At 63.9% G+C, this 22,919-nt stretch carries 23 protein-coding genes and 2 pseudogenes; 16 read left to right on the top strand and 9 right to left on the bottom strand.

The features are described from left to right. Positions 1–49 precede the first annotated feature (49 nt). From HK436_RS20715 to HK436_RS20705, 3 genes are read left to right on the top strand one after another with little or no spacing between them, the layout of a single operon-like run. Positions 50–1,654: an acyl-CoA synthetase gene (locus HK436_RS20715; protein WP_173193688.1), complete on the top strand. Its 1,605-nt coding sequence runs from the start codon at positions 50–52 to the stop codon at positions 1,652–1,654. Beyond that, the gene (locus HK436_RS20710) at positions 1,651–2,394 is read left to right on the top strand and encodes an SDR family NAD(P)-dependent oxidoreductase (RefSeq protein WP_173192783.1); all 744 of its coding nucleotides are present in this window, start codon (positions 1,651–1,653) and stop codon (positions 2,392–2,394) included. Before HK436_RS20715 ends, HK436_RS20710 begins: the two co-directional genes overlap by 4 nt. Further along, on the top strand, positions 2,394–3,242 hold the full coding sequence (locus HK436_RS20705; protein ID WP_206680552.1) for a PCC domain-containing protein: 849 nt from the start codon (positions 2,394–2,396) through the stop codon (positions 3,240–3,242). The genes HK436_RS20710 and HK436_RS20705 overlap by 1 nt, the downstream gene beginning before the upstream one ends. Positions 3,243–3,285: 43 nt before the next feature. On the opposite strand, the gene HK436_RS20700 is transcribed toward HK436_RS20705, so the two are convergent. The 3 genes from HK436_RS20700 to HK436_RS33635 all read right to left on the bottom strand — a co-directional run bounded on the left by HK436_RS20700 (position 3,286) and on the right by HK436_RS33635 (position 5,145). Further along, the gene (locus HK436_RS20700) at positions 3,286–4,317 is read right to left on the bottom strand and encodes a TRAP transporter substrate-binding protein (protein ID WP_173192782.1); all 1,032 of its coding nucleotides are present in this window, start codon (positions 4,315–4,317) and stop codon (positions 3,286–3,288) included. An 85-nt stretch (positions 4,318–4,402) separates the two neighbouring features. Beyond that, a complete protein-coding gene (locus HK436_RS20695) occupies positions 4,403–4,924 on the bottom strand; it encodes a GntR family transcriptional regulator (protein WP_376769180.1) in 522 nt (173 codons plus the stop codon). Further along, the gene (locus HK436_RS33635) at positions 4,897–5,145 is read right to left on the bottom strand and encodes a GntR family transcriptional regulator (RefSeq protein ID WP_376769179.1); all 249 of its coding nucleotides are present in this window, start codon (positions 5,143–5,145) and stop codon (positions 4,897–4,899) included. The genes HK436_RS20695 and HK436_RS33635 overlap by 28 nt, the downstream gene beginning before the upstream one ends. Before the next feature lie 169 nt (positions 5,146–5,314). Between HK436_RS33635 and HK436_RS20690 the strand changes: the two genes are divergently transcribed. Then, positions 5,315–6,460 (top strand): 5-methyltetrahydropteroyltriglutamate--homocysteine S-methyltransferase, encoded by a 1,146-nt coding sequence (locus HK436_RS20690; RefSeq protein ID WP_173192781.1) that lies wholly within the window; start codon positions 5,315–5,317, stop codon positions 6,458–6,460. Positions 6,461–6,498: 38 nt separating this feature from the next. Here HK436_RS20690 and HK436_RS20685 read toward each other — a convergent pair whose 3' ends face one another. Both HK436_RS20685 and HK436_RS20680 read right to left on the bottom strand, forming a co-directional pair. Next, positions 6,499–7,131 carry an NrsF family protein gene (locus tag HK436_RS20685; RefSeq protein WP_173192780.1) on the bottom strand — a complete coding sequence of 211 codons (633 nt, stop codon included), beginning with the start codon at positions 7,129–7,131 and terminating at the stop codon, positions 6,499–6,501. Continuing rightward, positions 7,131–7,673: a sigma-70 family RNA polymerase sigma factor gene (locus tag HK436_RS20680; RefSeq protein WP_173192778.1), complete on the bottom strand. Its 543-nt coding sequence runs from the start codon at positions 7,671–7,673 to the stop codon at positions 7,131–7,133. The genes HK436_RS20685 and HK436_RS20680 overlap by 1 nt, the downstream gene beginning before the upstream one ends. Positions 7,674–7,926: 253 nt before the next feature. Between HK436_RS20680 and HK436_RS20675 the strand changes: the two genes are divergently transcribed. The 5 genes from HK436_RS20675 (at position 7,927) to HK436_RS20660 (ending at position 10,412) form a co-directional block, all read left to right on the top strand. Further along, the gene (locus HK436_RS20675) at positions 7,927–8,226 is read left to right on the top strand and encodes a BufA1 family periplasmic bufferin-type metallophore (protein WP_173192776.1); all 300 of its coding nucleotides are present in this window, start codon (positions 7,927–7,929) and stop codon (positions 8,224–8,226) included. A gap of 72 nt (positions 8,227–8,298) precedes the next feature. Next, a complete protein-coding gene (gene bufB, locus HK436_RS20670) occupies positions 8,299–9,162 on the top strand; it encodes an MNIO family bufferin maturase (protein WP_244649080.1) in 864 nt (287 codons plus the stop codon). Next, on the top strand, positions 9,159–9,752 hold the full coding sequence (locus HK436_RS20665; protein WP_244649078.1) for an HvfC/BufC N-terminal domain-containing protein: 594 nt from the start codon (positions 9,159–9,161) through the stop codon (positions 9,750–9,752). Before bufB ends, HK436_RS20665 begins: the two co-directional genes overlap by 4 nt. After that, a complete protein-coding gene (locus tag HK436_RS31585) occupies positions 9,709–9,939 on the top strand; it encodes a hypothetical protein (RefSeq protein WP_244649076.1) in 231 nt (76 codons plus the stop codon). Before HK436_RS20665 ends, HK436_RS31585 begins: the two co-directional genes overlap by 44 nt. Further along, positions 9,939–10,412, top strand: coding sequence for a DoxX family protein (locus HK436_RS20660; protein WP_173192773.1), 474 nt, complete (start codon positions 9,939–9,941; stop codon positions 10,410–10,412). The genes HK436_RS31585 and HK436_RS20660 overlap by 1 nt, the downstream gene beginning before the upstream one ends. 5 nt (positions 10,413–10,417) lie before the next feature. On the opposite strand, the pseudogene HK436_RS20655 reads toward HK436_RS20660, so the two are convergent. Next, positions 10,418–11,499, bottom strand: a pseudogene (locus tag HK436_RS20655) (LacI family DNA-binding transcriptional regulator). 179 nt (positions 11,500–11,678) lie between these two features. Here HK436_RS20655 and HK436_RS20650 point away from each other — a divergent pair. The 5 genes from HK436_RS20650 (at position 11,679) to HK436_RS20630 (ending at position 17,372) form a co-directional block, all read left to right on the top strand. Continuing rightward, entirely contained in the window at positions 11,679–11,945 is a 267-nt protein-coding gene (locus HK436_RS20650; protein WP_173192771.1) for a hypothetical protein, read from the top strand. 353 nt (positions 11,946–12,298) lie between these two features. Continuing rightward, entirely contained in the window at positions 12,299–13,963 is a 1,665-nt protein-coding gene (gene leuA, locus HK436_RS20645) for a 2-isopropylmalate synthase (protein ID WP_173193684.1), read from the top strand. A 223-nt stretch (positions 13,964–14,186) separates the two neighbouring features. Then, entirely contained in the window at positions 14,187–15,827 is a 1,641-nt protein-coding gene (locus HK436_RS20640; RefSeq protein WP_173192769.1) for a tetratricopeptide repeat protein, read from the top strand. An 81-nt stretch (positions 15,828–15,908) separates the two neighbouring features. Then, positions 15,909–16,670, top strand: coding sequence for an alpha/beta fold hydrolase (locus HK436_RS20635; protein ID WP_173192767.1), 762 nt, complete (start codon positions 15,909–15,911; stop codon positions 16,668–16,670). A gap of 102 nt (positions 16,671–16,772) precedes the next feature. Continuing rightward, positions 16,773–17,372 carry a hypothetical protein gene (locus HK436_RS20630; protein ID WP_244649074.1) on the top strand — a complete coding sequence of 200 codons (600 nt, stop codon included), beginning with the start codon at positions 16,773–16,775 and terminating at the stop codon, positions 17,370–17,372. A gap of 20 nt (positions 17,373–17,392) precedes the next feature. Here the strand turns inward: HK436_RS20630 and HK436_RS20625 are convergent, their stop codons facing one another. After that, positions 17,393–18,295: a metallophosphoesterase family protein gene (locus HK436_RS20625; protein WP_173192765.1), complete on the bottom strand. Its 903-nt coding sequence runs from the start codon at positions 18,293–18,295 to the stop codon at positions 17,393–17,395. Positions 18,296–18,429: 134 nt separating this feature from the next. On the opposite strand from HK436_RS20625, the pseudogene HK436_RS20620 reads away from it, so the two are divergent. Continuing rightward, positions 18,430–18,902, top strand: a pseudogene (locus HK436_RS20620) (NUDIX domain-containing protein). Between the two features lie 15 nt (positions 18,903–18,917). Here HK436_RS20620 and HK436_RS20615 read toward each other — a convergent pair. Continuing rightward, a complete protein-coding gene (locus tag HK436_RS20615; RefSeq protein WP_173192763.1) occupies positions 18,918–19,904 on the bottom strand; it encodes a glutathione S-transferase family protein in 987 nt (328 codons plus the stop codon). Positions 19,905–20,179: 275 nt separating this feature from the next. Here HK436_RS20615 and HK436_RS20610 point away from each other — a divergent pair, with 275 nt between their 5' ends. After that, positions 20,180–20,731: a GNAT family N-acetyltransferase gene (locus tag HK436_RS20610; RefSeq protein ID WP_173192761.1), complete on the top strand. Its 552-nt coding sequence runs from the start codon at positions 20,180–20,182 to the stop codon at positions 20,729–20,731. 74 nt (positions 20,732–20,805) lie between these two features. On the opposite strand, the gene HK436_RS20605 is transcribed toward HK436_RS20610, so the two are convergent. Further along, entirely contained in the window at positions 20,806–22,878 is a 2,073-nt protein-coding gene (locus tag HK436_RS20605; RefSeq protein ID WP_173192759.1) for a hypothetical protein, read from the bottom strand. Positions 22,879–22,919: the final 41 nt, after the last annotated feature.

Raw genomic sequence — 22,919 nt, 5'->3', positions numbered from 1 at the left:
CGGTTGTGACAGCGGAGCGAAAGAGTTGACGGTGGACACAGGTGCACGGATGACGCCGAGCTCGACGCGGGTGATGAACCTATCGCACTTCCTGACGCAGGCGGCGCGGCGGGACCCCGAGGGTATCGGCTTTGTCTGGGGAGAGCGGAGCTGGAGCTGGGCCCAAATGGAGGCGCGGGTCGATGCCATGGCCGCAGCGCTCGTCTCCGAATTCGGTGTGACCAAGGGCGACCGCATTCTGGTTCAATCTTCCAACTGCAACCAGATGTTCGAATCCATGTTCGCCTGCTTCCGCGTTGGTGCGGTTTGGGTGCCGACCAACTACCGCCAGACGCCGGAGGATGTCGCCTATTTAGCGCAGGCGAGCGGCGCGCGTGGGATGATCTGCGGCGCAGCCTTTGCGGATCATGCGGCGGCCTGTCGACAGGCTTCGCCGCAGATCGGCTTCGTCATCTCGATCGGCGGCTCCACGTTCGGCGAAGACTACGAAGCGATCGTCGCCCGGCATGAGGGCGCCAGGGTGAGTAGTGCTGCGGTCGACCGCGACGATCCATGCTGGTTCTTCTTCACGTCCGGCACGACCGGCCGGCCCAAGGCCGCAGTGCTGACGCATGGCCAGATGGCGTTCGTCATCACCAACCATCTGTGCGACCTGATGCCGGGCACCGGGCCGGACGACGCCTCCATCGTGGTCGCGCCGCTTTCGCATGGCGCGGGAGTGCACCAGCTCGTTCAGGTCGCGCATGGCGTCAAGACGATCCTGCCTGCTTCGGAGAAGCTGGAAGTGGGCGCCGTCTGGTCTCTGATCGAGAAGTGGCGCGTGACCAATCTCTTCACCGTGCCGACGATCCTCAAGATGCTGATCGAGGACCCCGCCGTCGAAAAGATCGACCGTTCCTCGCTGCGCTACGTGATCTATGCCGGCGCGCCGATGTATCGCGAGGACCAGAAGCGGGCACTCGCCACGCTCGGGCCGGTGCTCGTGCAGTATTTCGGGCTGGGCGAAGTGACGGGCAATATCACCGTGCTGCCCCCGGCGTTCCACACGCCGGATGATGGTCCGCATGCGCGCATCGGCACCTGCGGCTTCGAGCGCACTGGCATGCAGGTCGAAATCCAGAACGACGACGGAGACGAGGTCGCGCCCGGCGAGACCGGCGAGATCTGCGTCGTCGGCCCGGCCGTCTTTGCCGGCTATTACGACAACCCCGAAGCCAACGCGAAGTCGTTCCGCAATGGATGGTTCCGCACCGGCGACCTCGGCCACATGGACCAGAACGGCTTCGTCTACATCACCGGCCGGGCTTCCGACATGTACATTTCCGGCGGCTCGAACATCTATCCGCGCGAGATCGAGGAAAAGATCCTGCAGCACCCCGCCATCAGCGAGGTGGCGGTGCTTGGCGTGCCGGACCCCGTCTGGGGCGAGGTCGGCGTCGCGGTCTGCGTGGCGCGGGAGGGATTGGCCGCAGCCGACATCGACGTCAGGTCCTGGCTGGAAACGAAGATTGCGCGTTACAAGATGCCGAAGCGCTTCGTGTTCTGGCCGGAGATGCCGAAATCCGCCTACGGCAAGATCGCCAAGAAACTGATCCGCGAGGAGCTGGAACGGCGCGGTGAGCTCGGCGAGCGCGCGCAGGAGCCGGCGGCGTGAGCGGGGCCGTCGTCGTCACCGGCGGGGCGTCCGGCATCGGGTTCGCGACTGCCCGCCTGTTGAACGAACGCGGCTGGCACCCATGGCTGCTCGACCTGAACCGCGAGGCGCTCGATGCGGCTTGTGACGCACTCGCCCTGCCACGCGAGCACGGTGTGGCGCTGAGCGTGACCGACGAGGACGCCGTCGAGGCAGCCATGGCGCGCATCGCCGCCGACAGGCCGCTGGCCGGCGTCGTGAACTGCGCGGGCATCGGCATGGACAAGCCGGCGGTCGAAACCAGCGTCGAGGACTTCCGGCGCATCGTCGACGTCAACCTGACCGGTACCTTCATCGTCTCGCGGGCGGCTGCCCGTATCTGGCTGGCCGGCGGGCAGGGCGGCTCGATCGTCAACATCACCTCCATCTCCGGCCTGATGGGCAACAAGGGGCGCAGCGCCTACGGCTCGTCCAAGGGCGGGCAGAACCTTCTGACGCTGGTGATGGCGAACGAACTCGGGCCGAGCGGCATCCGCGTCAACGCTGTCGCGCCCGGGCCGATCGATACACCGCTGGCGCGTGCCGTCCACACTGACGATGTCCGCCGCCAGTGGCACGAGCGGGTGCCGCTGCGCCGCTACGGTCAACCCGACGAGATCGCAACGGCGGTGGCGTTCCTGATTTCCGACGATGCGGCCTACGTCAACGGCCAGGTGCTGGCTGTCGACGGCGGGTTCGTCACGGCGGGGCTGGCGGGCTGATGGCGATGCGTTCGATCCGCCATCCCGGCCCGGTTGCGCCAGTACGGGAAAGGGTCGCGGCCGGCACCGCCGTGCCGCTGGTCCTGCGCCTGCGGGCAGGGCAGAGCGTCAATATGGCGGTGACCGGCGCGCTGGCGCAGGCCGGCTACGCATCCGGCTATGCCGATCTCGACAGACTCGCGATCGAGCCGATGCACTACGTGATCCCGGCTGCTGCACCTGATACGTCGCATGCCGCCTGGTACAGCGACACACGTTCGCCGGCCGGCGTCGTCACCGTGGAGGGCGCAGGGGTGATCGTGGGGATCCGCGACGGCGAGCCGTTCATCCATTGCCATGGCATCTGGCTGCATAACGACGGTGAACGGCGTGCCGGCCACCTGCTGCCGCATGAGGCGATCGTGGCAAGGGACACCGATGTGCGGGCCTGGGGCCTTGACGGCGTCATGTTCGTGGCGAAAGACGACGCCGAAACCAACTTCAAGCTTTTCTCCGCCGAGGCGGCAGCCGACGATGGAGAATTTTCTTCCAGGCAGCGAGCGCTGGCATGCACCATGCGCCCCAATGGCGATATTTCGGCGGCGATCGAACGCGTCTGCCAAAGCCACGGTTTCATGAATGCGTCGGTTGTCGGTGTTGGCAGTCTCGTAGGCGTCGACTTTGCCGACGGTTCCCATGTCCCGTCCTACGCGACCGAGGTGATGGTGCGGCGCGGGACGGTAGCGGAGGGTCGGTGCGAACTGGACGTCGCGCTGGTCGACATGAACGGCGACATCCACGAGGGATTGCTCGCGCACGGCAGCAATCCGGTCTGCGTCACGTTCGAACTGGTCATCGTCGAAGAATAGCACCGTGACCGGCACGCGGGCCGGCCACGAGCAAATGCGACGCCTACATCTCCGGCGTGTGCTTGGTGATGAGTTCCTGGGCTTCCGTCACCATTGCTTCGGCGTCCAGCCCCTTGGCGCTCATCTCTGCGATCCAGGCATCGATCAGCGGCGCGGCGGCATCCTTCCAGCGCTGGGTCTCGGCTTCATCGAGCGTGATGATGTTGTTGCCGAGGTCCTGGGCGATCTTGAGACCGCCGGCATCGCCCTCGTCCATCACGCGGCCGAACATCGCCGCCGTCTCGATGCCGGAATTGGCGTCGATCACCGCCTTCAGGTCGTCGGGCAGCTTGTCGTAGGAAGCCTGGCTCATGGCGAAGACGAAGGTCTGCGTGTAGAGGCCATGCGAGCCGGAGAAGCCGGTGTGGTTCTTGACGAGCTCTGAGACGCGCAGCGACGGCGTCACCTCCCAGGGGATGGTCGTCGCGTCGATTACGCCTTTCGACAATGCTTCGGACACCGCCGGAACTGGCATGCCCACCGGAGTGGCGCCCAACGCCTCGAGCATCTGGTTGATGACGCGCGAGCCGCCGCGAATCTTCAGGCCCTTCATGTCCTCGAGCTTGTTGACCGGGTTCTTGGAGTGAATGAGGCCGGGCCCGTGCGCGTGCCACGCAATGACCTTCATGCCGGCAAACTCGTCGACGCAGCGTTTTTCGCAATATTCATGAAACGCCTTGGAGGTCGCCTCGCCGGTGGTCATGAAAAACGGCAGTTCGAACGTTTCCGTGGATGGGAAACGGCCAGGCGTATAGCCGATGACGGTCCAGATCAGATCGACGACATTGTCGTTTACCTGGTCGACGAGCTGAGGCGGCGTGCCGCCGAGCGCCATCGCGTCGAACTGGTCGATCTGGATGCGACCGCCGGAATCGGCCATCACTTTCTCGCGCCAGGGCGTGAGCGCCTTGGCGGGAATCGTCGCCTGTGGCGGCAACATCTGGTGGAGGCGCAGCGTCACCTCCTGCGCATAGGATGCCGCAGTCATCGCCCCAAGGGCGGCTGCGGCTAGAAGCAGCGATTTCAGCTTACGCATGTCAGGTATCCTCCCAAAAGAACCGCTGATTGTTATATAATAGAACTTTTCGCGGGGAAAGCCCGCACCTGTTTCAATGCCTGAGTCAGCCCGCAACGAGAACGAGGCCCGGCACGCGCTCGATCAGGTCCTTGTCCTTCATCACGAAGTCGAGGTTGATCCGCGCCAGCCGCGCATGTTCGCGGGTCACCGCTTCAGCGCGCGAGCCCTCGCGCATCTCGATTGCCAGTGTGATCGCGCGGTGCTGCGCCTGGCCGACGCCGAGCGAGGCGCGGAAGGCTGGCACGCTGGTCTGGGCGTTGAGAAACGCGCTTGGGCCAGCAAAAGGCAGGTGCATGACCCGCTCGATCTCGCGCTGGACGATCCGGCTGCCCGACAGCGTGCCAAGCATCTCGTGAAACTCGGCGTTGAGGGCAATATAGGCGTCGAGGTCCATCGTTTCGGGCGGCACGGCGACGACATCGTCAAGTTGACGAACGAGGGCCTTGAAAATGGCGAGCTTTGCCGGCGATACGCCGCGCTCGGCGGCAAGGCGGGCGGCGGTCCCTTCCAGCACGCCCCGCAGTTCGATCGCGTCTATCACGTCGGCTTCGGTAAAGAGCCGCACGGAGTAGCCCCCGATGGAATCGCATCGAGGATGCCTTCCTGCTCGAGGCGGGCGAGCGCGGCGCGCACGGGTGTCCGCGACAGGCCAAGCCGCTCGCTGACGCTGACTTCGGACATACGTTCGCCCGGCGGTATTGCCCCGGAGAAGACCAGATCGCGTACACCCAGAACCGCCTTGAGCGTCTGGGAAGAACCCTTTTCCTGGCGCGCTTCGCGGGCCATGGCATCATCCTTTCGTGTCGTATCGGCGTGTCCTTAGCACATCGCCGTGGGCTCCGTCGCGCCAGTACGTTCTGTATACAACAAGCTGTCAAGTGGATGGTGCTTGCGCCTGCTCCATGCTAGCGAGCCTGCGTCCGAGTCATATCTGCAGCATTTCGGAGGAGACGCCATGAACACTGTATCCAACGCCCCGTCGACCAAGCTGAGGCCACCTTTCCGCGCCGACCATGTCGGAAGCCTGCTCCGGCCACAATCCGTGAAGGATGCGCGCCGGCGCCACTATGAGGAAAAGGCGATCGACGCCGAAGAGCTCAAGGCGGTTGAAGACGAGGCGATCCGCTCCGTCGTGCGCATGCAAGAGAACGCTGGGCTGCCGGTCGTGACCGACGGCGAGATCAGGCGCTCCTTCTGGCATTACGATTTCATGGGCGAATTGCAGGGGCTCGACCTTGAGGAGCGCGACGAGGGCGTGCAGTTCCACGGCGTAAAGCTGCGCCCGATCTTCCCGACCATCACGGGAAAGCTCGACTTCCCCGACGATCACCCGATGCTGGAGCATTACCGCTTTCTGGCTGGCGCCACTGACGTAATGCCGAAAATCTCGATCCCCGGTCCGAGCTGCTGCCATTTTCGGGTTGCGAAGTCCGACATCCATCCCAAGGAATATCAGGACGCCGAAGCGCTGTTCGCCGATCTTGCCGCCACCTATGCCAAGGCGGTGCGCGCCTTCTACGACGCCGGCTGCCGATACCTGCAGATGGACGATATTTTCTTTGCCTACCTCTGCGATCCCAAGCACCGCGCGGCGAAGGCGGAAGAAGGACAGGACCCGGACTGGCTGATCGACCGCTATGCATGGATGATGCACGAGGCGATCAAGGACCGGCCGGACGACATGGTGATCGGAATGCATATGTGCCGCGGCAACTTCGTGTCGACCTATGCGGCGGAGGGCGCCTACGACCCGGCCGCCGACGCGATCTTCAACAAGACGGGCGTCGACATCTACTTCATGGAGTATGACAGCGAGAGGGCCGGTGGGCTGGAGCCGCTGCGCCTGCTGCCCAAGGGCAAGAAGCGTGTGCTGCCGGGCTTCATAACGACCAAGGTGGGCGATCTCGAAGACCTCGAGGACCTGAAGCGAAAGTTCGACGCGGCTTCGAAGTTCGCCGACATCGACCAGCTCGGCATCGCGCCGCAATGCGGTTTCGCTTCCACCGAGGAAGGCAACAAGATCACCGAGGACGACCAGAAGCGGAAGCTCGATCTGGTGGTCAAGACCGCCGAGACGATCTGGGGCGGCGTCGACAAGTAGAGGCGATCGCCGCGGCGTGATGCGCCGCGGCGGCCAGCCTACCAGCGCAGCGCGTAGCGACCGGCAAGTGCGCCCACACCCGCAAGGATGCCGATGGCGATGCTGTACCAGGCGGCCACGAAAAGCGGTGAATCGTCGGTGCAGTGCGCGGCGTAGAACATCGCCGCCACGCCGCCCGCCACCACGCCAGCCATGGCGCCGGTCAGAACGGGTCGCGTAGGCGCCCCCTTGCGCAGGGCCGCGATCATGATCGCCAAGGGCCCCAGCCCGATCAGCGGGATGTAGGTGAGGCAAACCCAGAGATTGGTGCCGATCCATGACGAAACCCACGCCTCTCTCGGCAGCACTGACAGCTCGACCAGAACCGCGATCACCACGGCGGTTGGGGCGGCAAGTGCTGCCCACATCGGCGGCCGCGCGCCGGGGCGCGCCAGCGCCTGGACGAGCGGGATCGTGCTGGCGAGCAGGATCGCAACCAGCAGGAACTTGAGCGGGAAGCGGATCGTGGACAGCACCGCCTGAAAATCCGGCCGGGGCCCTAGCAGGACGCTGAAGACCAGCGCGGCGAGCATGAAACCCGCCGTCACGCAAAGCAGCCACGTTCTGCCGATCGGCGCTTCCTTGCGTCCGGTGTCGGCGGCAATCGCCTTTATCAGATCGTCGGTGCGCATCAGCCGCCACCTCCAAATCTTTGCGCGATTGCGGCAAGGCCGCGGTGAAGCGCGACGCGCACGGCCGTTTCCTTCATGCCCAGGCGCGTAGCCGTCTCGGTGATCGACTTGCCTTCGAGGCTTATCGCGGAAACCACATCCCGCTGCCCGGAGGTCAGGCACTCCAGAGCGCGTTCAAGGTCGCGTTCGCTGACCGTCCGTTGCTCTTCGCTGGCGAGCTGGTCGGAAAAGTCATCGATGTCGACGGAAACGGCCCGGCCGTGCCGGCGGAAGGCGTCCACTATCTTGTAGCGCGCAATGGCGTGCACCCACGGCCCCAGCGGGCTGTCGGCGCGCCATGTGTGGCGCTTGAGATGAATGGCCAGCAATGTTTCCTGCACGATATCCTCCGGGTCCAATCCCGACGATGATCCGACTCTTCTGCCGATAGTCGCTCTGACCAATCCAGCGATCTCGCGCAGGAAATTGGCGTAGGCCGCTTGGTCGCCATCCAGCGCGGCCCGCAACAATTCGGAAAGCCGTGCATCCATTTGAGGCGTCAATACGTGTCTCCAATTCGTGCGACGACGATGCCAACTTGTTACAGAGTACCGGGTCGAATTGTCGAATCCACTCTCTCAGTGCGGAACACAAGCGTGTGTAGCGCACGCGAATTCACGAAGTCATCACGAAGCCGTGTCCCGAACAGTCGGCTGTAACATGCTCGCTTCTCCATCGAATTGGTCTGCATGAAGCCACTCCCGGCTTCTGTCACGAAGCCAAGCAGGCTTCAGCCAACATGGAGGTATCCAGGACATGAACCGTCAGATTCTCTCGCTCGCACTTGCCAGCTCGCTTGCAACCGCTATGGGCGCCGCCGCCGTCTCGTCCGCTTCGGCCCAGGACAAGGAAAACATGGAGAAGTGCTACGGCGTCGCCATGGCCGGCCAGAACGACTGCGCCGCCGGTCCGGGCACGACGTGCGCCGGCACGTCCAAGGTCGACTACCAGGGCAATGCCTGGAAGCTGGTTCCGGCTGGCACGTGCGAAACGATGGAACTGCCCGAGAACCGCATGGGCAGCCTCGAAGCGCTTACCCGCGACATTCCCTCCTGAGACTGACAGCCGCCGGGGCGCCGATTTAGGCGCCCCGGCAATTTCCCGAAATGCATGACGAAGGAAGCCAGGATGACGCGCTTCAACACCTTGCCCCAACGTGCCGGTCTCGGGCTCAAACCCGAACACTACGGAGACATACTTTCCGGCAATCCGAACATCGGCTTCTTCGAAGTGCATGCGGAAAACTACATGGGCGAGGGCGGTCCGCCGCATCGCTACCTTTCGGCCATTGCGGAGCGCTATCCGCTGTCCCTGCACGGCGTCGGGCTGTCGATCGGCGGCAGCCGCGAACTCGACAAGACGCATCTTGGTCGCCTGAAAAAATTGATCGAGCGCTATCGCCCGGCATCCTTCTCCGAACATCTTGCGTGGTCGACACACGAAAGCGGTTATTTCAACGACCTACTGCCCTTGCCTTATACCAACGAAACGCGGGATCGCATCTGCGCGCACATCGACCAGGTACAGGAAGCGCTCGGCACGCGCATGCTGCTCGAGAACCCGTCGACCTACCTGCTTTTCGAGGAAAGCACGATCGATGAGATCGACTTTCTGCGAACGATTTCTGAGCGCACCGGCTGCGGGCTGCTGCTCGACGTCAACAATGTGATGGTCTCGGCGATCAACCACAGGCTGGATCCGTACGACTACATCCGCCGCTTTCCCGTCGAGCGTGTCGGCGAGATCCATCTTGCCGGATACGATGAGACCGCTGACGAAGCGGGCGAGCGACTGGCAATCGATGCGCACGCTTCGACCGTGCGTGACGACGTCCTCGCGCTCTATGAATTCGCGCTCGGCCGCACGGGACCAATGCCGACGCTGGTGGAGTGGGACAATGACGTTCCTGACTTTCCGACACTGAGCGCGGAAGCCGAACGGGTCGACGATGCACTTGCGCGTCTGCCGGACATCGGCCGTCGGGTGGCATGATGCAACACGGCACTCTCGAGGCCCGCTTTGCGGCTGCACTGGCGGACCCGGAACTTCCGCTGCCGGAAGGCCTGACGAGTGCACGCGGGCAGCCGGACAGGCTGCGCTTCGCAGTCTATCGCAACAATGTGCATGTCAGCCTGGTCGAGGCGTTGGTGCGGGCCTTTCCCGTTGTTTACCGGATTGTCGGGGACACGTTCTTCCGTGCCATGGCGCGTGCTTATGTGGCGGTCCACAAGCCGGAAGACGCAGTCCTGATCCGCTACGGCGCCAGCTTCTCGGACTTCATAGCCAGCTTCACCCCGGCAGGTTCGCTTGCCTATCTCGCAGATGTTGCGCGCCTCGAATATGCGTGGAGCGAAGCCTACCATGCCGCTGACGCTGACCCGATCGGGTTGCAGAGCCTCGCGGCCGTTGCTTCCGAGATGCTTCCCGACACACGGTTGATCGCGCACCCGGCGACACGTCTGCTCGCGTCCAGCCATGCCATCGGTTCGATCTGGGCCGCGCACCAGCAAGAGCGTGTCGCGCCGGTGTGCAACGGCGATGGCCCAAACCGTTCTTGTCACGCGCCCCGAAGCGGAGGTTAAGGCATCGATCCTGCCCGCGGTCGACGCGCCCTTCATTACCGCGCTGCTTGCCGGCGATACGATCGGCGATGCCGCCGAAGAGGCAGGCAGGCGCAACAGCGATTTCAATCCTGGAGCGGCGTTGGCGGGTCTGATCTCGCTGGGTGCTATTTCGGGACTGCAAGTCAACAGCCAGGAGACGTTCTGATGAATACCGTGGTGGAACGCGGCACCGGTCTGCTGCACCGTTTTGACGCGTTGCTCGCGTCGATACCGCCGTCGCTGGCGCTACTGGTCCTGCGTATCGCGCTGGCAGTTCCCTTCTTCCGGTCAGGTCTCACCAAATGGGACGGCTTTCTGAGCCTGGCGCCGTCGGTGAACTACCTTTTCGCGAACGAATTCAAGCTGCATGTGTTCGGACAGGCTTTGGATTTTCCGTTTCCGACGCTTGCGGCATGGGGCTCGTCTCTTGGCGAGATCGTCTTTCCTGTGTTGCTCGTGGCCGGCCTGTTCACACGCTTTGCCGCGTTCGGGGTGTTGCTGATGACCGCCGTCATACAACTCACGATTCCCGATGGCTGGGCCAATTTCCACCTGCCTTGGGCGGCCATGGCGCTGGCGCTTGTCGTTTACGGCGGCGGACGTATTTCAGCCGACGCTTTGCTGCCTGCTGTCCGGTAGGCCAGCTAACGGATACGCCGGGCCGGCGGCGGGGCGGTCGACTTGCGGACAGCGAGTTCAATGTCCAGCGTTTCGCGCCAGACTTCGTGTCCGTGATCGAGAATGGCCTTTACCGCGCGGCGGCCGATTTCGGCGATTGGCTGCTGGATGGTAGTGAGGGGAGGGGTCGACCGCTCGCATTCGGGAACGCCATCGAACCCGATGACAGAGACCTCCCCGGCACGGAGATCCCCCGCGCGCGCAGCCAGTCCATCGCAATGAAGGCGATGCGGTCGGATTGTGCGAGCAGGGCCGTCGGCGGTGTGGGTGAGGAAAACAGTTCCTCCAGTGCCGGATGAACGGTCGCCTCGTCTGCAAGCGTCTCGAAGACCGGGATCGACGATGTGTCGATGTTCCAACCTGCGAGCTCGTCGAGATAGCCCTTCACCCGGTCGCCCGAGGCGGAGAATGTCGACCCTGAGATGCGTTCTGCGGTTGCGCGGCCAAAGCCGCCTTCCTGAAACTCCATGGCCAGAATGGCGAAGTCGCGATGGCCGAGTTCTGCCATGTGCCGGGCAGCGACCCGGGCGCCCGCGACATTGTCGACGGCAACCACCGAAATGGTCTCGTCGCGATGTCCGAAGGCAAGCGCCACGAACGGCAACTGACGTTCCCGCGACAGATCGATGAGGCGCTCCGCGCCTTCCAGGCAAAACAGGATGAAGCCGTCCACCAGCGCGTTGCGGACATTCCAGATCAGCTCATCTTCGTTCGCCGCAGAGACCAGCGAGATGCCGGTGCCGTTGGCATCGCACGCCTCGGTGATGCCGGTCATGAGCACGCGGGCGAAAGGGTCGGTGAAGAAATAGCCGAGCGGCTCGACGGTCGCGACGCCGATCGCGTTGACCTTGCCGGCGCTCAGCAGGCGGCCCTTCGGATCGGGTCCGCTATAGCCGATGGAAGCGGCCGCCGCGAGGACGCGTTCGCGAACCTCCTTGCTGACGATTTCCGGCCGATTGAAGACATTCGAAGCCGTTCCCTTGGAAACGCCCGCCGCCCTCGCGACGTCGGCCAGTTTGGGGCTTTTGTCGAGTATCAGTTTTCCCATCAGGGCAATCGTCTCACAAATTCGGTCTCAAGTCCTTGATTTCGGCGCGGACTTGAACCGGTTCAAAATAATTCTTGACCACGGGAATGCAAGGCGTATCTTTGAACCGGTTCAAACCGCAGATCTGCACGGCTGATGAACCGGTTCAATTTTGCGCGCTCATTCGGTGGAGTGTTGAGATGTCTGTGATGGAGCTTCGGGGACCCGTGCCTTTTCGTGGAGCGCGGTACGACTTTCTCGGCACATTGCTGGCGGGCTGGCAGGCGATGCTCGCTCACCGTGAGGAACGGCGGACGATCGTGAAACTGTCGCGGCTTCCTGTTCATGTCATTCGCGACATGGGTTTCGATCCCGAGAGCGTTTACGCGGCCCTCGATGGCTCGTGGGACGAGGTCGACCCGGCCAGGCCCTATCGAAATCACCTGCCCAGAAACGGTCGGGTGTGAGCGCGGGCAGACGCTGCTCGCGTACACTTGCCAGCCGGCACGGCATCGTCTATTGAACCGCTCATGACCAAGCGCAGCGCCTCTCACACGACACGTTCGACCGCTTTTGCGGGCGAGACCGTGCGCGCGCTCTTCTCCACGCTTCTCCTTCTCGGCCTTAGCGGCGATCGCCGGGCTCGCTGAAGGAGCACCCGGCGGTCGATTTGCCGACGCCGGCGCCAGCTCCTTGCCGAACCAGTTGCGAAACAAAGATGGAAGCGCGCCCGCGCCGTGGCAATGAAAGCCCGGCTGGCGCTGGAGACAAGACGATGAACGAGCAAAGCCGCATCGCGCCCAATGCCTCGCGAAAGGGCATGGGCGACGCCCCGGTAAAGTACCAGCCCTATCCCGCGATCGACCTCAAGGACCGTACCTGGCCGGCCAGGCGCATCGAGAAGGCGCCGATCTGGTGTTCCGTCGACCTGCGTGACGGCAATCAGGCTCTGGTCGACCCGATGGGGCACGACCGCAAGGCGCGCATGTTCCAGCTCCTGCTCGACATGGGCTTCAAGGAGATCGAAATCGGTTTCCCGTCTGCATCACAGACCGATTTCGACTTCGCCCGCTGGTGCATTGAGGAAGGCAACGTGCCTGCCGATGTCGATCTGCAGGTGCTTGTGCAGTGCCGGCCAGAGCTGATCAGCCGGACCTTCGAGGCACTTGAGGGGGCGAAGACGCCTATCGTGCATTTCTACAACTCGACCAGTGAGTTGCAGCGGCGCGTTGTGTTCGCCAAGGATGTTGCCGGCATCAAGCAGATTGCCACCGACGCGGCGAAGATGATCACCGACATGGCCGCCAAGGCCGGTGGTGGATACCGCTTCGAGTATTCGCCCGAAAGCTTCACCGGAACCGAGCTCGAGGTAGCGCTGGAAATCTGCAACGCGGTCGCCGAGATCGTGAAGCCGACGCCGGACAACAAGCTGATCATCAATCTGCCGGCAACCGTGGAGATGGCGACGCCCAACATCTACGCCGACCAGATCGAATGGATGTGCCGCAACCTCGACAATCGCGACAGCCTGATCGTCTCGCTGCATCCGCACAACGATCGCGGCACCGGCATCGCGGCGACGGAGCTCGGCCTGATGGCAGGCGCCGACCGCGTGGAAGGCACACTCTTCGGCAATGGCGAGCGCACCGGCAACGTCGATATCGTGACGCTGGCGCTGAACATGTACACGCAGGGCGTCGATCCGGAACTGGACTGCACCGACATCAACCGGATGAAGGACGTGTTCGAATATTCGAACCAGATGAAGATCCCCGAGCGTCACCCTTACGTCGGCGAGCTCGTCTACACCGCCTTCTCGGGATCGCACCAGGATGCGATCAACAAGGGCATGAAGGCGATCAAGACCGCCAACAAACCCCAATGGGAAGTGCCCTATCTGCCGATCGACCCGCAGGACGTGGGCCGTAGCTACGAGGCGATCATCCGCATCAACTCGCAATCGGGCAAAGGCGGCATTGCTTATGTGCTGCAGGCTGATTACGGCCTCAATCTGCCGCGCGGCCTGCAGGTGGAGTTCAGCCAGGACATCCAGCAGATCAGCGACGCCGAGGGCAAGGAAGTGCCTGCCAAGCGCATCCACGAACGGTTCCTCGAGGTCTATGTCGACCAGCCCGGCGCGCGGCTGAAGTTCATTGACCACCAGACCTTTCCGGACACGTCGGCCAAGGGGCGACGCGTTGTGGAGGCGGTGGTGACCGACAATGGCGAGGAAATCACCATCACCGGCACGGGAACGGGACCGATCGACGGCTTCGTCGACGCGCTTTCGCGCCACCTCGGCATCGAAATGTCGGTCCTCGACTACTCGGAGCATTCCATGCAGCGCGGCTCGAACGCGGCCGCGATCAGCTACATGGAGGTCGAGCACCCGGGCGGGCGCATCTTCGGTGCGGGAATCAACACCAACATCGTCGCGGCTTCGCTCGAGGCGGTAGTGTCGGCGGCTAACCGGATCGTCGGCTGACGTTACGGCGGCTCAAGCGGCTGCAAAAGTTTTTCGTCGGCGCGACAAGCAGTTGCGCCGACGGCGCACTTTATCAACTGCTTATGGTTTTGTTCGGGACAAAATCGCGCGTATGATACGGCTCCCTTAGCTTTCTCTGCCAGGGAAAGGGCCGAAGCTTGCGGCGTATCATGCCCCCGCCGATCAGGTTCGAGACGCGCTGGAGCGTATTCTTGCGAGCGACGTGTTCGCCAGGTCAGAGCGCGCGCGCGATCTCCTGCGTTATCTGGTGGAACAGGATGTCGCCGGCAACGCGGATCGCCTCAAGGGGTTCTCCATCGGGGTCGACGTCTTCCACAAGGACGACCAGTTCGATCCGGCGACCGACACCGTGGTTCGGGTGCAGGCGGGGCGACTGCGGGATCTACTGCAACAGTATTACGAAGGCGACGGGGCTGCAGACCCGCTGCGGATATCGGTGCCGCGTGGCAGCTACGTGCCGGAATATCATGTAGCGGATCTCACCGTAGCCTGCGTTGCAGGTGTGGCGGCACCTGAACAGAACAATCTCGGCCAGACGGCCAACCGGCGAGCATTGCCGTTTCTCGCGATCGGTCTTCTTCTGCTCGCGGTTCTGGGCGGCGTGGTTGGCTACCGCAGTTTCGCACCTCCATCGTCAGGGGCAGTGGGTGCCCAAGGCGTCCAGCGCGCCGCGGCACCGTTCGGGTTTAGCGATACGACGGGTTCCGTGCCTGGCGACCTTTTGCCATCGGTCTACATGAGCGTTGAAGCGGGCGACTACGGCGGGGAGAGGATTGCCGCGGCGGTGCGGCGCGGCCTCAGTGGTTTCGATACGGTGCATGTCATCGCGCCGCCGATGCAGCCGGGTAAGAGCGGCAAGGTTCGCCGGACCGACTTCCTGTTTCTGGTCGGGCAAGCCTCGACGCCGGGCGAGGTGCATGTCGAACTGCAGAATGTGTCCAACGGCAAGGTGGTCTTGTCGCGCAATCTTGCAATTGCCGATCGTGATCAGCGGGCAATCGAGGATATCGTCGCCGACCTGCTGACGACGGTCGCCTCCGTGTCCGGTGTGTTGTATGCCGATCTGGCGGAGAACCGGGCCGAAACACCGCTGGCGCGATGCCTGGCGCTCAACGAGGCCTTCTACCGCGACCAGCAGGCCGATGCCCATCGCACCGCCTACGAGTGTTTCGAAGATCTCAGGAAAGCGCGGGTTTCGTCCGCCCTGATCTATGCGGAACTGGCGGCGTTGCACATGCAGAGCATCGTCAATCGATATGACTATCCCGAACAGGCATCGGAGCAGCAGGCGCTCGACTACGCGCGCCGCGCCGTACAGCTCGCGCCCAGCAGCCCGTCGGCCCACAGGGCGATGGGCTATGTGTTGTCGCGCACCGCCAACCTGTCCGAAGCAATGCGTTGGGTTCACAAAGCCTACGCACTGAACGAGTTCGATCTCAGCATGGCCGCATCCTACGGCTACGCCCAGATCTTCGCGGGCGATTATGCCGCCGGCACGCCTATCCTGCATCGCGCGGTGATGGCAGCCAGCGCGCATCCGACCTGGTGGGATTATGGTCTGTTCCTGGGGCGCTTCATGCTTGGCGAGATGGAAGCCGCTTCCAGCGCGGTCAGCCCGCTGGCGTCGAGCGACCGAGCCCACTACCTCGCGGCGCGGCTCGTGGTTGCCTACGAACTCGGCGACAGGGAGAAAGTGGACGCACTCCTGGGTCGGCTTCGCGCCGGCAATTCCGCATTCGCGGCCAATCCCGAGGCATTTTTCCGCAAGGGCAACTATCCGGAAAGCCTGACAAACCGGTTGGTCGAGACGCTCAGGGCAGCCGGTTTGATGGGCGCAAGCTAAGCTAGCCCACGATACCTTTACCCGAACCCGCGTTCATGGAAACGTCCGCTTCCTTTAATTGTTGATTCCGGGAGGTGGAGCATGGCGCTTTTCGCGCGGGAACTGGGCAGCGGCAGTGAAACGATCGCGTTGCTGCACGGCTTCGGCGGCAGCCACGCGGCGTGGACGCATGTTCAGGAGCGTCTTGCGGACGGTGCGGTCACCCTTGCCTATGACCTGCCGGGCCATGGTGCTTCGCTTGCCTATCCCGAAGCCGGATCGGCAAAAGTCGCGGCGCAGTCGCTGCTCGAGGATTTTGCCACACGCGGACTGGAGCGCGTTCATCTCGTCGGCCACTCGATGGGCGGCGCGGTTGCCGCGCTGATGGGCATCTTGGAGCCTGCGCGGGTCGCCTCGCTGACATTGCTATCGCCGGGCGGTTTCGGACCCGAGATCAACCACCGCCTGCTGACGCGCTACGCGGCCGCACGGGACGAAGCTGAGCTGCGCCCCTGCATGGAGGCGATGTACGGTTGGATGTCGCCTGTTTCCGATACGGTTATCGCCGACACGCTCGCCGCGCGCGCAGCACCCGGTGCCGGCGAGAAGCTGATCGCCATCGCGGCCGGACTGGTGCGGGACGGCCGGCAGGGATTGCTTCCGAGGGAACGGCTGGAAGCGTTTCGCATGCCGGTCAGCGTCGTCTGGGGCGGGCTCGACAACGTGCTGCCCGCACGACACGCACAGGGGCTGCCCTGGCGTTTCGCGGTTCATCTGTTTCCCGATATCGGCCATATGCTGCCCGACGAAGCACCCGACGAGATGCTGACAATCATCCGTCGTACGGCCGGCCTCCGCGAGTGAGGCGACTTAAGGCTGCGATAGCGGTGCGCAAAATCGGTTGCGCCGTGATTTCGCCGACTGTCTGTGTTAACGATTGCTTAACCAAGCATTGGAGGCCGGCCGATGAGCGAGCCAGTCGAGGACATGAATGCCGAGCACCAGAAGGTGGGCAGCCGCCTTGCCGAGGCGATCCGCGACGTGAAGAACGCGGTCGCCGACCGTGACGATGTCGTCGTCGACATTCGTGAGGCGCAGCGCACGCGGCTGGAACTGCTGGCCGAGGATCTGAAACCCGTTTTCGCCGATGTGGACGAGGATGACGAACGCTTCGACTTCGCCATCTCCGCCGGCGCACAGCCGCGCCTGTGGATCGATTCCGTCGCCCATGTGACGATGGGGCGTGACCGTCGCACTTACCGGTTCCTGCGCGATACGCGGCTGGGACGTGTGGTGCTTGCCGAGTCGAGCGATATCAACAAGGTCGCGGACCAGGTTACGCGCTACATCGCCGAACGGGTCATCGAGCGACGGCGGATGCTGGAAGGCGAGGTGACCCTGCTCGACCCTCGCCTCTATGTGTCTCAGGACAATGACAAGGAAAAGAAGGGCTCGACCGTCCTGCGCGGCCTCGGTATCATCCTGCTCGGCGGGCTGGTCGGCGTGGCGGTGATCCTGATGCTGTCGTGGCCGCAGGTTGCGGATATGCTGGGGCGTTCTTTCTGACTTTGGATGCGGGGAGCGCGCTACTCCGCCAGCAACTCGGTCTTGATCGTCTGGACCTTCGTACCGTCGTCCGAAAGTCCCCTGCGCGTCAGGGCTATGCGCCACGTTCCGGCATCGCCGCCGATCTCGAACAGATTGTACTGCCCGGGCGGGCGCTTGCCCTTCGGCGCCTGGCCGGCCGCGGCAACGCCCACGACAGGAATGTCGCGCTTGTGCCCCTCGATGCGGTGCGTGGTCGGCAGGTGCGTATGACCGTGCAGCACGAGTTCCGCCCCATGCTTGCGCATCACCTTCTGGAAGCGGCCGATGCCGAGCAGCCGCTTGTGAGCGGGGTCTGCGCCGCGCACCGGCGGATGATGGATGATGATGACACGGCACAAGCCTTGGGCGTCGGCCTCGTCGAGCAGTCGCCCCAGCCGTTCCGCCTGGCCGTCGCCGAAGAAGCCGCTTGCCATGAACGGCGCGGTCGCGCGTGCCGACGAGACGCCGATCACGGCGACAGTTCCACGTACGCGCATGAAAGGGAACGCGCCGCGCCGGGCCGGCTCCTCCATGCCATCGCCATGCATCCACGGACCCCAGGCAGCGCAGGCCTTGTCGAGCGCGCCGGGCACGTAGGCGTCGTGGTTGCCGGGCACAACCGATACCTTGTCAGGCGCGCCCAACGCCTCGAGCCAGAGGCGGGAGAGCTCTACCTCGCCACTCAGGGCGAGGTTCATAAGGTCTCCCGAGACGGCGATGTGGTCGGGTTCCGCAGCCTTGAGGTCGGCGACAATGGCGTCGATGATGCCTTCGTGCAGGTTGGAGCGCCGATGGCGGCGCCAGTTGATGTAGCCCGTTATCCGCTTGGAGACGAGGTCGCGATAGGCTAGGTCGGGCAGGGGGCCGAGATGGATGTCGGAAAGATGTGCAAGCCTGAACATCCTTATTCTTTAGAGCATGAGCGCGAAGTGTGGGAACCGCATTTCGGCGAAAAGCGGATCTGCCGCGCCGGGATGCCGCACCTGTCTCCAAATATCTCGGAGGCTTGCCGGTGAGCGACGACGAACCTCCATTCATGCGCCAACGCGTATGGGCACGGCTGCGTGGACGGCTTTTTCACGCTTGGTTCCTGCTGCGCCGACCGATGACGTTCGGGGTGCGCGGGGTCATCCATGACGCCGGCAACAATGCCGTTTTTCTCGTGCGCCACACCTATGTGCCGGGCTGGCATTTTCCCGGCGGGGGGTGGAGGCCGGAGAGACGGCGCTTGAGTCGCTGGGGCGCGAACTGGTGGAAGAAGCCAATATCGAGCTGCTCTCGATGCCCGTTCTGAAGTCTCTTCACTTCAACAGACAATCGAGCCGGCGCGATCATGTCGCGGTGTATCTCATTACGGATTATCGACAGACGGCGCCGAAGAAGCCGGATGCCGAAGTCGCCGAAGCGGGCTTCTTCCCGATCGATGCCCTGCCGGAGGAAACGACGCCGGCGACACGCCGGCGCATTGCGGAGCTGTTCGCAGGCGAACCAACGGCGGCTTACTGGTAGCCGCCGGCAGGCTCCTCAGGCTGCTTTCCTGAACCGGTTGCGGTCGTGCGGCGCGGTGAAGTCGAGTTCCGGGCCCTTTGGCACGATGCGCGTCGGGTTCACGGTTTCATGGCTCGCATAATAATGCGCCTTGATGTGCAGCATGTTGACCGTGCTAGCGATGCCCGGCACCTGATAGAGATCGCGCAGATAGTTTGACAGGTTCGGGTAGTCGCGGATCTGCCGGAGGTTGCACTTGAAGTGCGAATAATAGACCGCATCGAAGCGGATCAGGGTCGTGAAAAGCCGCCAGTCCGCTTCCGTTGTCTTGTCGCCGACCAGATAGCGGCTGCGGGCGAGGCGCTGCTCCATATCGTCGAGCGCGTCGAATAGTTCGTCGAAAGCTTCTTCGTAAGCGCCCTGCGTGGTGGCGAAGCCCGCGCGGTAGACGCCGTTGTTGATCGCCGGATAGACGCGGTCGTTGACTGCGTCGATCTCCCGCCGCAGATGTGCCGGCGAGAGATCGACCGACGCGTCGCCCCACGCGTCGAAGGCTGAATTGAGCATACGGATGATTTCGGACGACTCGTTGGAAACGATCGTCTGTTCTTTCTTGTCCCACAGCACCGGCACCGTCACGCGGCCGGAATAGGTCGGGTCGGCCCGGGTGTAGATCTGGTGCAGGAACTCGCTGCCGTAGAGCGTGTCGCCTGTGGCACCGTCTTCCTCCACGAAGGTCCAGCCGTTTTCACCCATGAAATGATGCACGACGTCGACGGAGATGACGTCCTCGAGCTTCTTCAGCTTGCGGTAGACAAGTGTGCGGTGGGCCCATGGGCAGGCATAGGAAACGTAGAGGTGATAGCGACCGGGCTCCGCCTTGAAGCCTCGTTCGCGACCTTCCGCCGGCTTGCCGTCGACCGTAATCCAGTCACGGAACTGGGACTCGGAGCGCTTGAACTTGCCGTCGCTGCCCGTGTCGTACCATTCGTCTTTCCAGATACCGTCGACGAGACGTCCCATTGCATTGCTCCTTGCTGTGTTCCTTCCAATCTAGGCACGTGCCCACCTCCGGGAAATGCGCCGGGCGATGAACAGTTCGTCACCACGCGTGAGAATCTGCGATTGCGGACCGGCGGTTTTGGTGCTAGCGGAAATTTCGTCCGGACTATCCGGGCGGAGGAGACTGCCGTGACCACGATCCGTTTCGAGCGACGACGAATTGGCTGAACGCCCCCAGGGGCGTTGGCGGCGCTTGCCGCATCAACCGTTCTCACGCTTGCAAACAGGATACGACCATGAGCCTTGACGTCGCCTACGCGCAGGAACTTGCCGCGCACGACCCCGAAATCGAAGACATCAACGCGGAAGCCTTCGGGCCGGGTCGCTTCGCGCGCGCTGCCTACAAGATCCGCGAGGGCGGGCCGCACCGGCGCGACCTGTCCTTCGTCGGGCTCGTGGACGGCAAGGTCGTAGCATCGGTGCGCATGACGCCGATCGCGGCCGGTGGTGCCACCGCGCTGCTGCTCGGGCCGCTGGCGGTGCGGCCGGCCTACAAGAATCTGGGCATCGGCAAGAAGCTTGTCGCGATCGCGCTGGAGGCGGCAGGCAAGGACGGCTGGGGCCTCGTCATACTCGTCGGCGACGCGCCATACTACGCCCCGCTGGGCTTCGACGTGGTGGTGCCGAACGGCCAGCTCATCATGCCGCGGCCGGTCGATCCGAGGCGGCTGCTGGCGGCGCAACTGAAGTCGGGTGCACTGGCAGGGTTTGCTGGGGAGGTGGGGCATGCGGGCACTGCCGCTGCCAGCGGGCCCGTCGAGCGTAAGAGGCTGAAGGCGGCGGAGTAGTGGAATAAGGGAATAGGGCAGTAGGGCAATATGTCCGGCTGCCTACTGCCTTAATGCCCTACTCACCTGATTACTTACCTTCCTTCCCGATACCACATCGCGCCCAGCGCCATCAGCAGCAGGGCGAGGCCGAAGAAGCCGGCGAACAGAGGCACGCGGCTGACGGAGCGCAACACGCTGTCATTGGTGGTGCGCAGGCCGATCCAGTCGCGGCCCGAAGCCTCGCCGCCCGCGCGAACCGGCACGACATTGGGCACGGATACGCCGCCGGCAAGCGTTGCCGCCAGACGCCTCACGCTACCGCCCGATGCTTCCGAAGCAGGCCGCAGCACCTCGGTCGTCGACACCGTATCCTGGAATTCCGGCGCGTTGACCGGGCCGACATGGGCAAGCGTCGTCAGATCGCCATTGCCGATCTGGTAGAGGCCGATCTCGTCGGTCTCGACGCTGCCGGTGAACTGGCCCGGCGTCGACGGTTCAAGCGTCACGTCGATCGACTGGCCGGACGGAGAGACGACCGTCGCGGGTCCCGGATCGTCGCTCATGGTCTGACGGGTGATGTCGAGCGTCATGCCGCGGCCGGAGGCGGTGAGGCGCTCTTCCTCCAGCTCCGGCTCTTTCATCAGCCAGTGCGCCATGCGCCGATAGAGCGATACGTGCGGGCCGCCGCCCTCGAAGCCGCGCGCCCACAGCCAGCCCTGGTCGGACAACAGCATGCCGACGCGTCCTTCGCCGCGCCGGTTGAGCACGAGCAGCGGGCGGTCGCCGGCACCGTTCATGACGACCTCGCCCTCGGGGGACTGGATGTCGATCTGCCGGAACCAGCGGCTCCATTGCGGCGGCTCGGCGGCCGAACCCTCGAGCCCGCGCGTCACCGGATGGCGCTGGCCAATGTCTGTCAGGCGCGGATAGAAGCCCTGCTCGACAACCGTGCCGGTGGGCATCGCGGGAAGTGCAGACATCAGCGGTGTACGCGCGATGGACTGGTTGCCGGCATATTCGGGGCCGGCTGCGATCAGCAGCGCGCCGCCATTTTCCACATATTCGGCGATGTAGTCGTAATAGAGGATCGGCAGCACGTCGCGGTGCTGGTAGCGGTCGAAGATGATCAGGTCGAAGTCGTTGATGCGCTCGACGAACAGCTCGCGAGTCGGGAAGGCGATCAGTGAGAGTTCATTGATCGGCGTTCCGTCCTGCTTCTCCGGCGGGCGCAGGATGGTGAAATGGATCAGGTCGACCGAAGTGTCGGACTTGAGCAGGTTCCGCCAGGTGCGCTCGCCGGCATGCGGCTCGCCGGAGACGAGCAGCACGCGCAGGTTTTCGCGAATGCCGTCAAGCATGGCGATGGCGCGATTGTTGGTGTCGGTGAGCTCGCCCGGTGCCGTGTCGATCACCAGTTCCACGATGTTCTTGCCGGCGTTCGGGACGATCAGCTCCAGCGGCATGTCCTGGCCGATGATCGCCTGCTCCACCGAAACGATCTCGCCATTGACCAGCACCCGGACGTCGATCAGCCCTTCTTCGTCCCCAGTGGTCACGACGCGGTAGGTCAGGTCCACAGGCCGCCCTACGATGCCGAAGCGCGGCGCGCGCTCGAACCGGATGCGGCGGTCGAACTCGTCCTCTTCGCCGGTGACGAGCACGTGCAGCGGCGCACCCGATTCATCGACCTGCGCAGGCACGTCGTGGACCTGCCCGTCGGTGATCATGATCGCGCCAGCGACCCGCGACGGCGGCACGTCGCGGAATGCGTTGTCGAGAGCGCCGAAAAGTCGCGTCTGCGTGCGGTCGTCAGCAGCGCTTGCGCGCCCGGCCTCCACCACCCGCAAGTCGAATTGCGGGAAACGCGCAAGGCGCGCCTGCAACGTTTCGACAGCGGCCTCCGTCGTCTCCGCGCGGTCACCGATGTCCTGGCTCTGGCTGCGGTCGACCACGAGAGCGACGACGCTTTGCAGCGGATCGCGTTCCTCGTCCAGCAGCACAGGGTTGAGCAAGGCGATGGCCAGCGCCGCAAAGGCGGCAAGCCGCAGCAACGCTCCGCGCTGTCGCAGCGCGAGGCCAACGATGGCAAGCACGGCCACCGGGAGCAGGATCGCCGCCATCCAGCCCCATGACACGAGCGGCTCGAAGGAGAGCGACCAGTTCATGCGGTGCCCGCCTGTGCATCATCGGCTGGCGCGAAAGAGCA

The sequence above is a fragment of the Neoaquamicrobium sediminum genome, assembly GCF_013240295.1.
GTDB classification, from domain to species: domain Bacteria; phylum Pseudomonadota; class Alphaproteobacteria; order Rhizobiales; family Rhizobiaceae; genus Aerobium; species Aerobium sediminum.
Note: the sequence above shows the minus strand (reverse complement) of the source record. Positions and strands in the feature narration are given on the sequence as shown.

Excerpts from the sequence above, each read along its gene's own strand:
- HK436_RS20715 (WP_173193688.1), top strand. The coding sequence starts at position 50 with ATGACGCCGAGCTCGACGCGGGTGATGAACCTATCGCACTTCCTGACG.
- HK436_RS20705 (WP_206680552.1), top strand. The coding sequence starts at position 2,394 with ATGGCGATGCGTTCGATCCGCCATCCCGGCCCGGTTGCGCCAGTACGG.
- HK436_RS20700 (WP_173192782.1), bottom strand. The coding sequence starts at position 4,317 with ATGCGTAAGCTGAAATCGCTGCTTCTAGCCGCAGCCGCCCTTGGGGCG.
- HK436_RS33635 (WP_376769179.1), bottom strand. The coding sequence starts at position 5,145 with ATGGCCCGCGAAGCGCGCCAGGAAAAGGGTTCTTCCCAGACGCTCAAG.
- HK436_RS20690 (WP_173192781.1), top strand. The coding sequence starts at position 5,315 with ATGAACACTGTATCCAACGCCCCGTCGACCAAGCTGAGGCCACCTTTC.
- HK436_RS20685 (WP_173192780.1), bottom strand. The coding sequence starts at position 7,131 with ATGCGCACCGACGATCTGATAAAGGCGATTGCCGCCGACACCGGACGC.
- HK436_RS20675 (WP_173192776.1), top strand. The coding sequence starts at position 7,927 with ATGAACCGTCAGATTCTCTCGCTCGCACTTGCCAGCTCGCTTGCAACC.
- bufB (WP_244649080.1), top strand. The coding sequence starts at position 8,299 with ATGACGCGCTTCAACACCTTGCCCCAACGTGCCGGTCTCGGGCTCAAA.
- HK436_RS20665 (WP_244649078.1), top strand. The coding sequence starts at position 9,159 with ATGATGCAACACGGCACTCTCGAGGCCCGCTTTGCGGCTGCACTGGCG.
- HK436_RS31585 (WP_244649076.1), top strand. The coding sequence starts at position 9,709 with ATGGCCCAAACCGTTCTTGTCACGCGCCCCGAAGCGGAGGTTAAGGCA.
- HK436_RS20660 (WP_173192773.1), top strand. The coding sequence starts at position 9,939 with ATGAATACCGTGGTGGAACGCGGCACCGGTCTGCTGCACCGTTTTGAC.
- HK436_RS20650 (WP_173192771.1), top strand. The coding sequence starts at position 11,679 with ATGTCTGTGATGGAGCTTCGGGGACCCGTGCCTTTTCGTGGAGCGCGG.
- leuA (WP_173193684.1), top strand. The coding sequence starts at position 12,299 with ATGGGCGACGCCCCGGTAAAGTACCAGCCCTATCCCGCGATCGACCTC.
- HK436_RS20635 (WP_173192767.1), top strand. The coding sequence starts at position 15,909 with ATGGCGCTTTTCGCGCGGGAACTGGGCAGCGGCAGTGAAACGATCGCG.
- HK436_RS20630 (WP_244649074.1), top strand. The coding sequence starts at position 16,773 with ATGAGCGAGCCAGTCGAGGACATGAATGCCGAGCACCAGAAGGTGGGC.
- HK436_RS20625 (WP_173192765.1), bottom strand. The coding sequence starts at position 18,295 with ATGTTCAGGCTTGCACATCTTTCCGACATCCATCTCGGCCCCCTGCCC.
- HK436_RS20615 (WP_173192763.1), bottom strand. The coding sequence starts at position 19,904 with ATGGGACGTCTCGTCGACGGTATCTGGAAAGACGAATGGTACGACACG.
- HK436_RS20610 (WP_173192761.1), top strand. The coding sequence starts at position 20,180 with ATGAGCCTTGACGTCGCCTACGCGCAGGAACTTGCCGCGCACGACCCC.
- HK436_RS20605 (WP_173192759.1), bottom strand. The coding sequence starts at position 22,878 with ATGAACTGGTCGCTCTCCTTCGAGCCGCTCGTGTCATGGGGCTGGATG.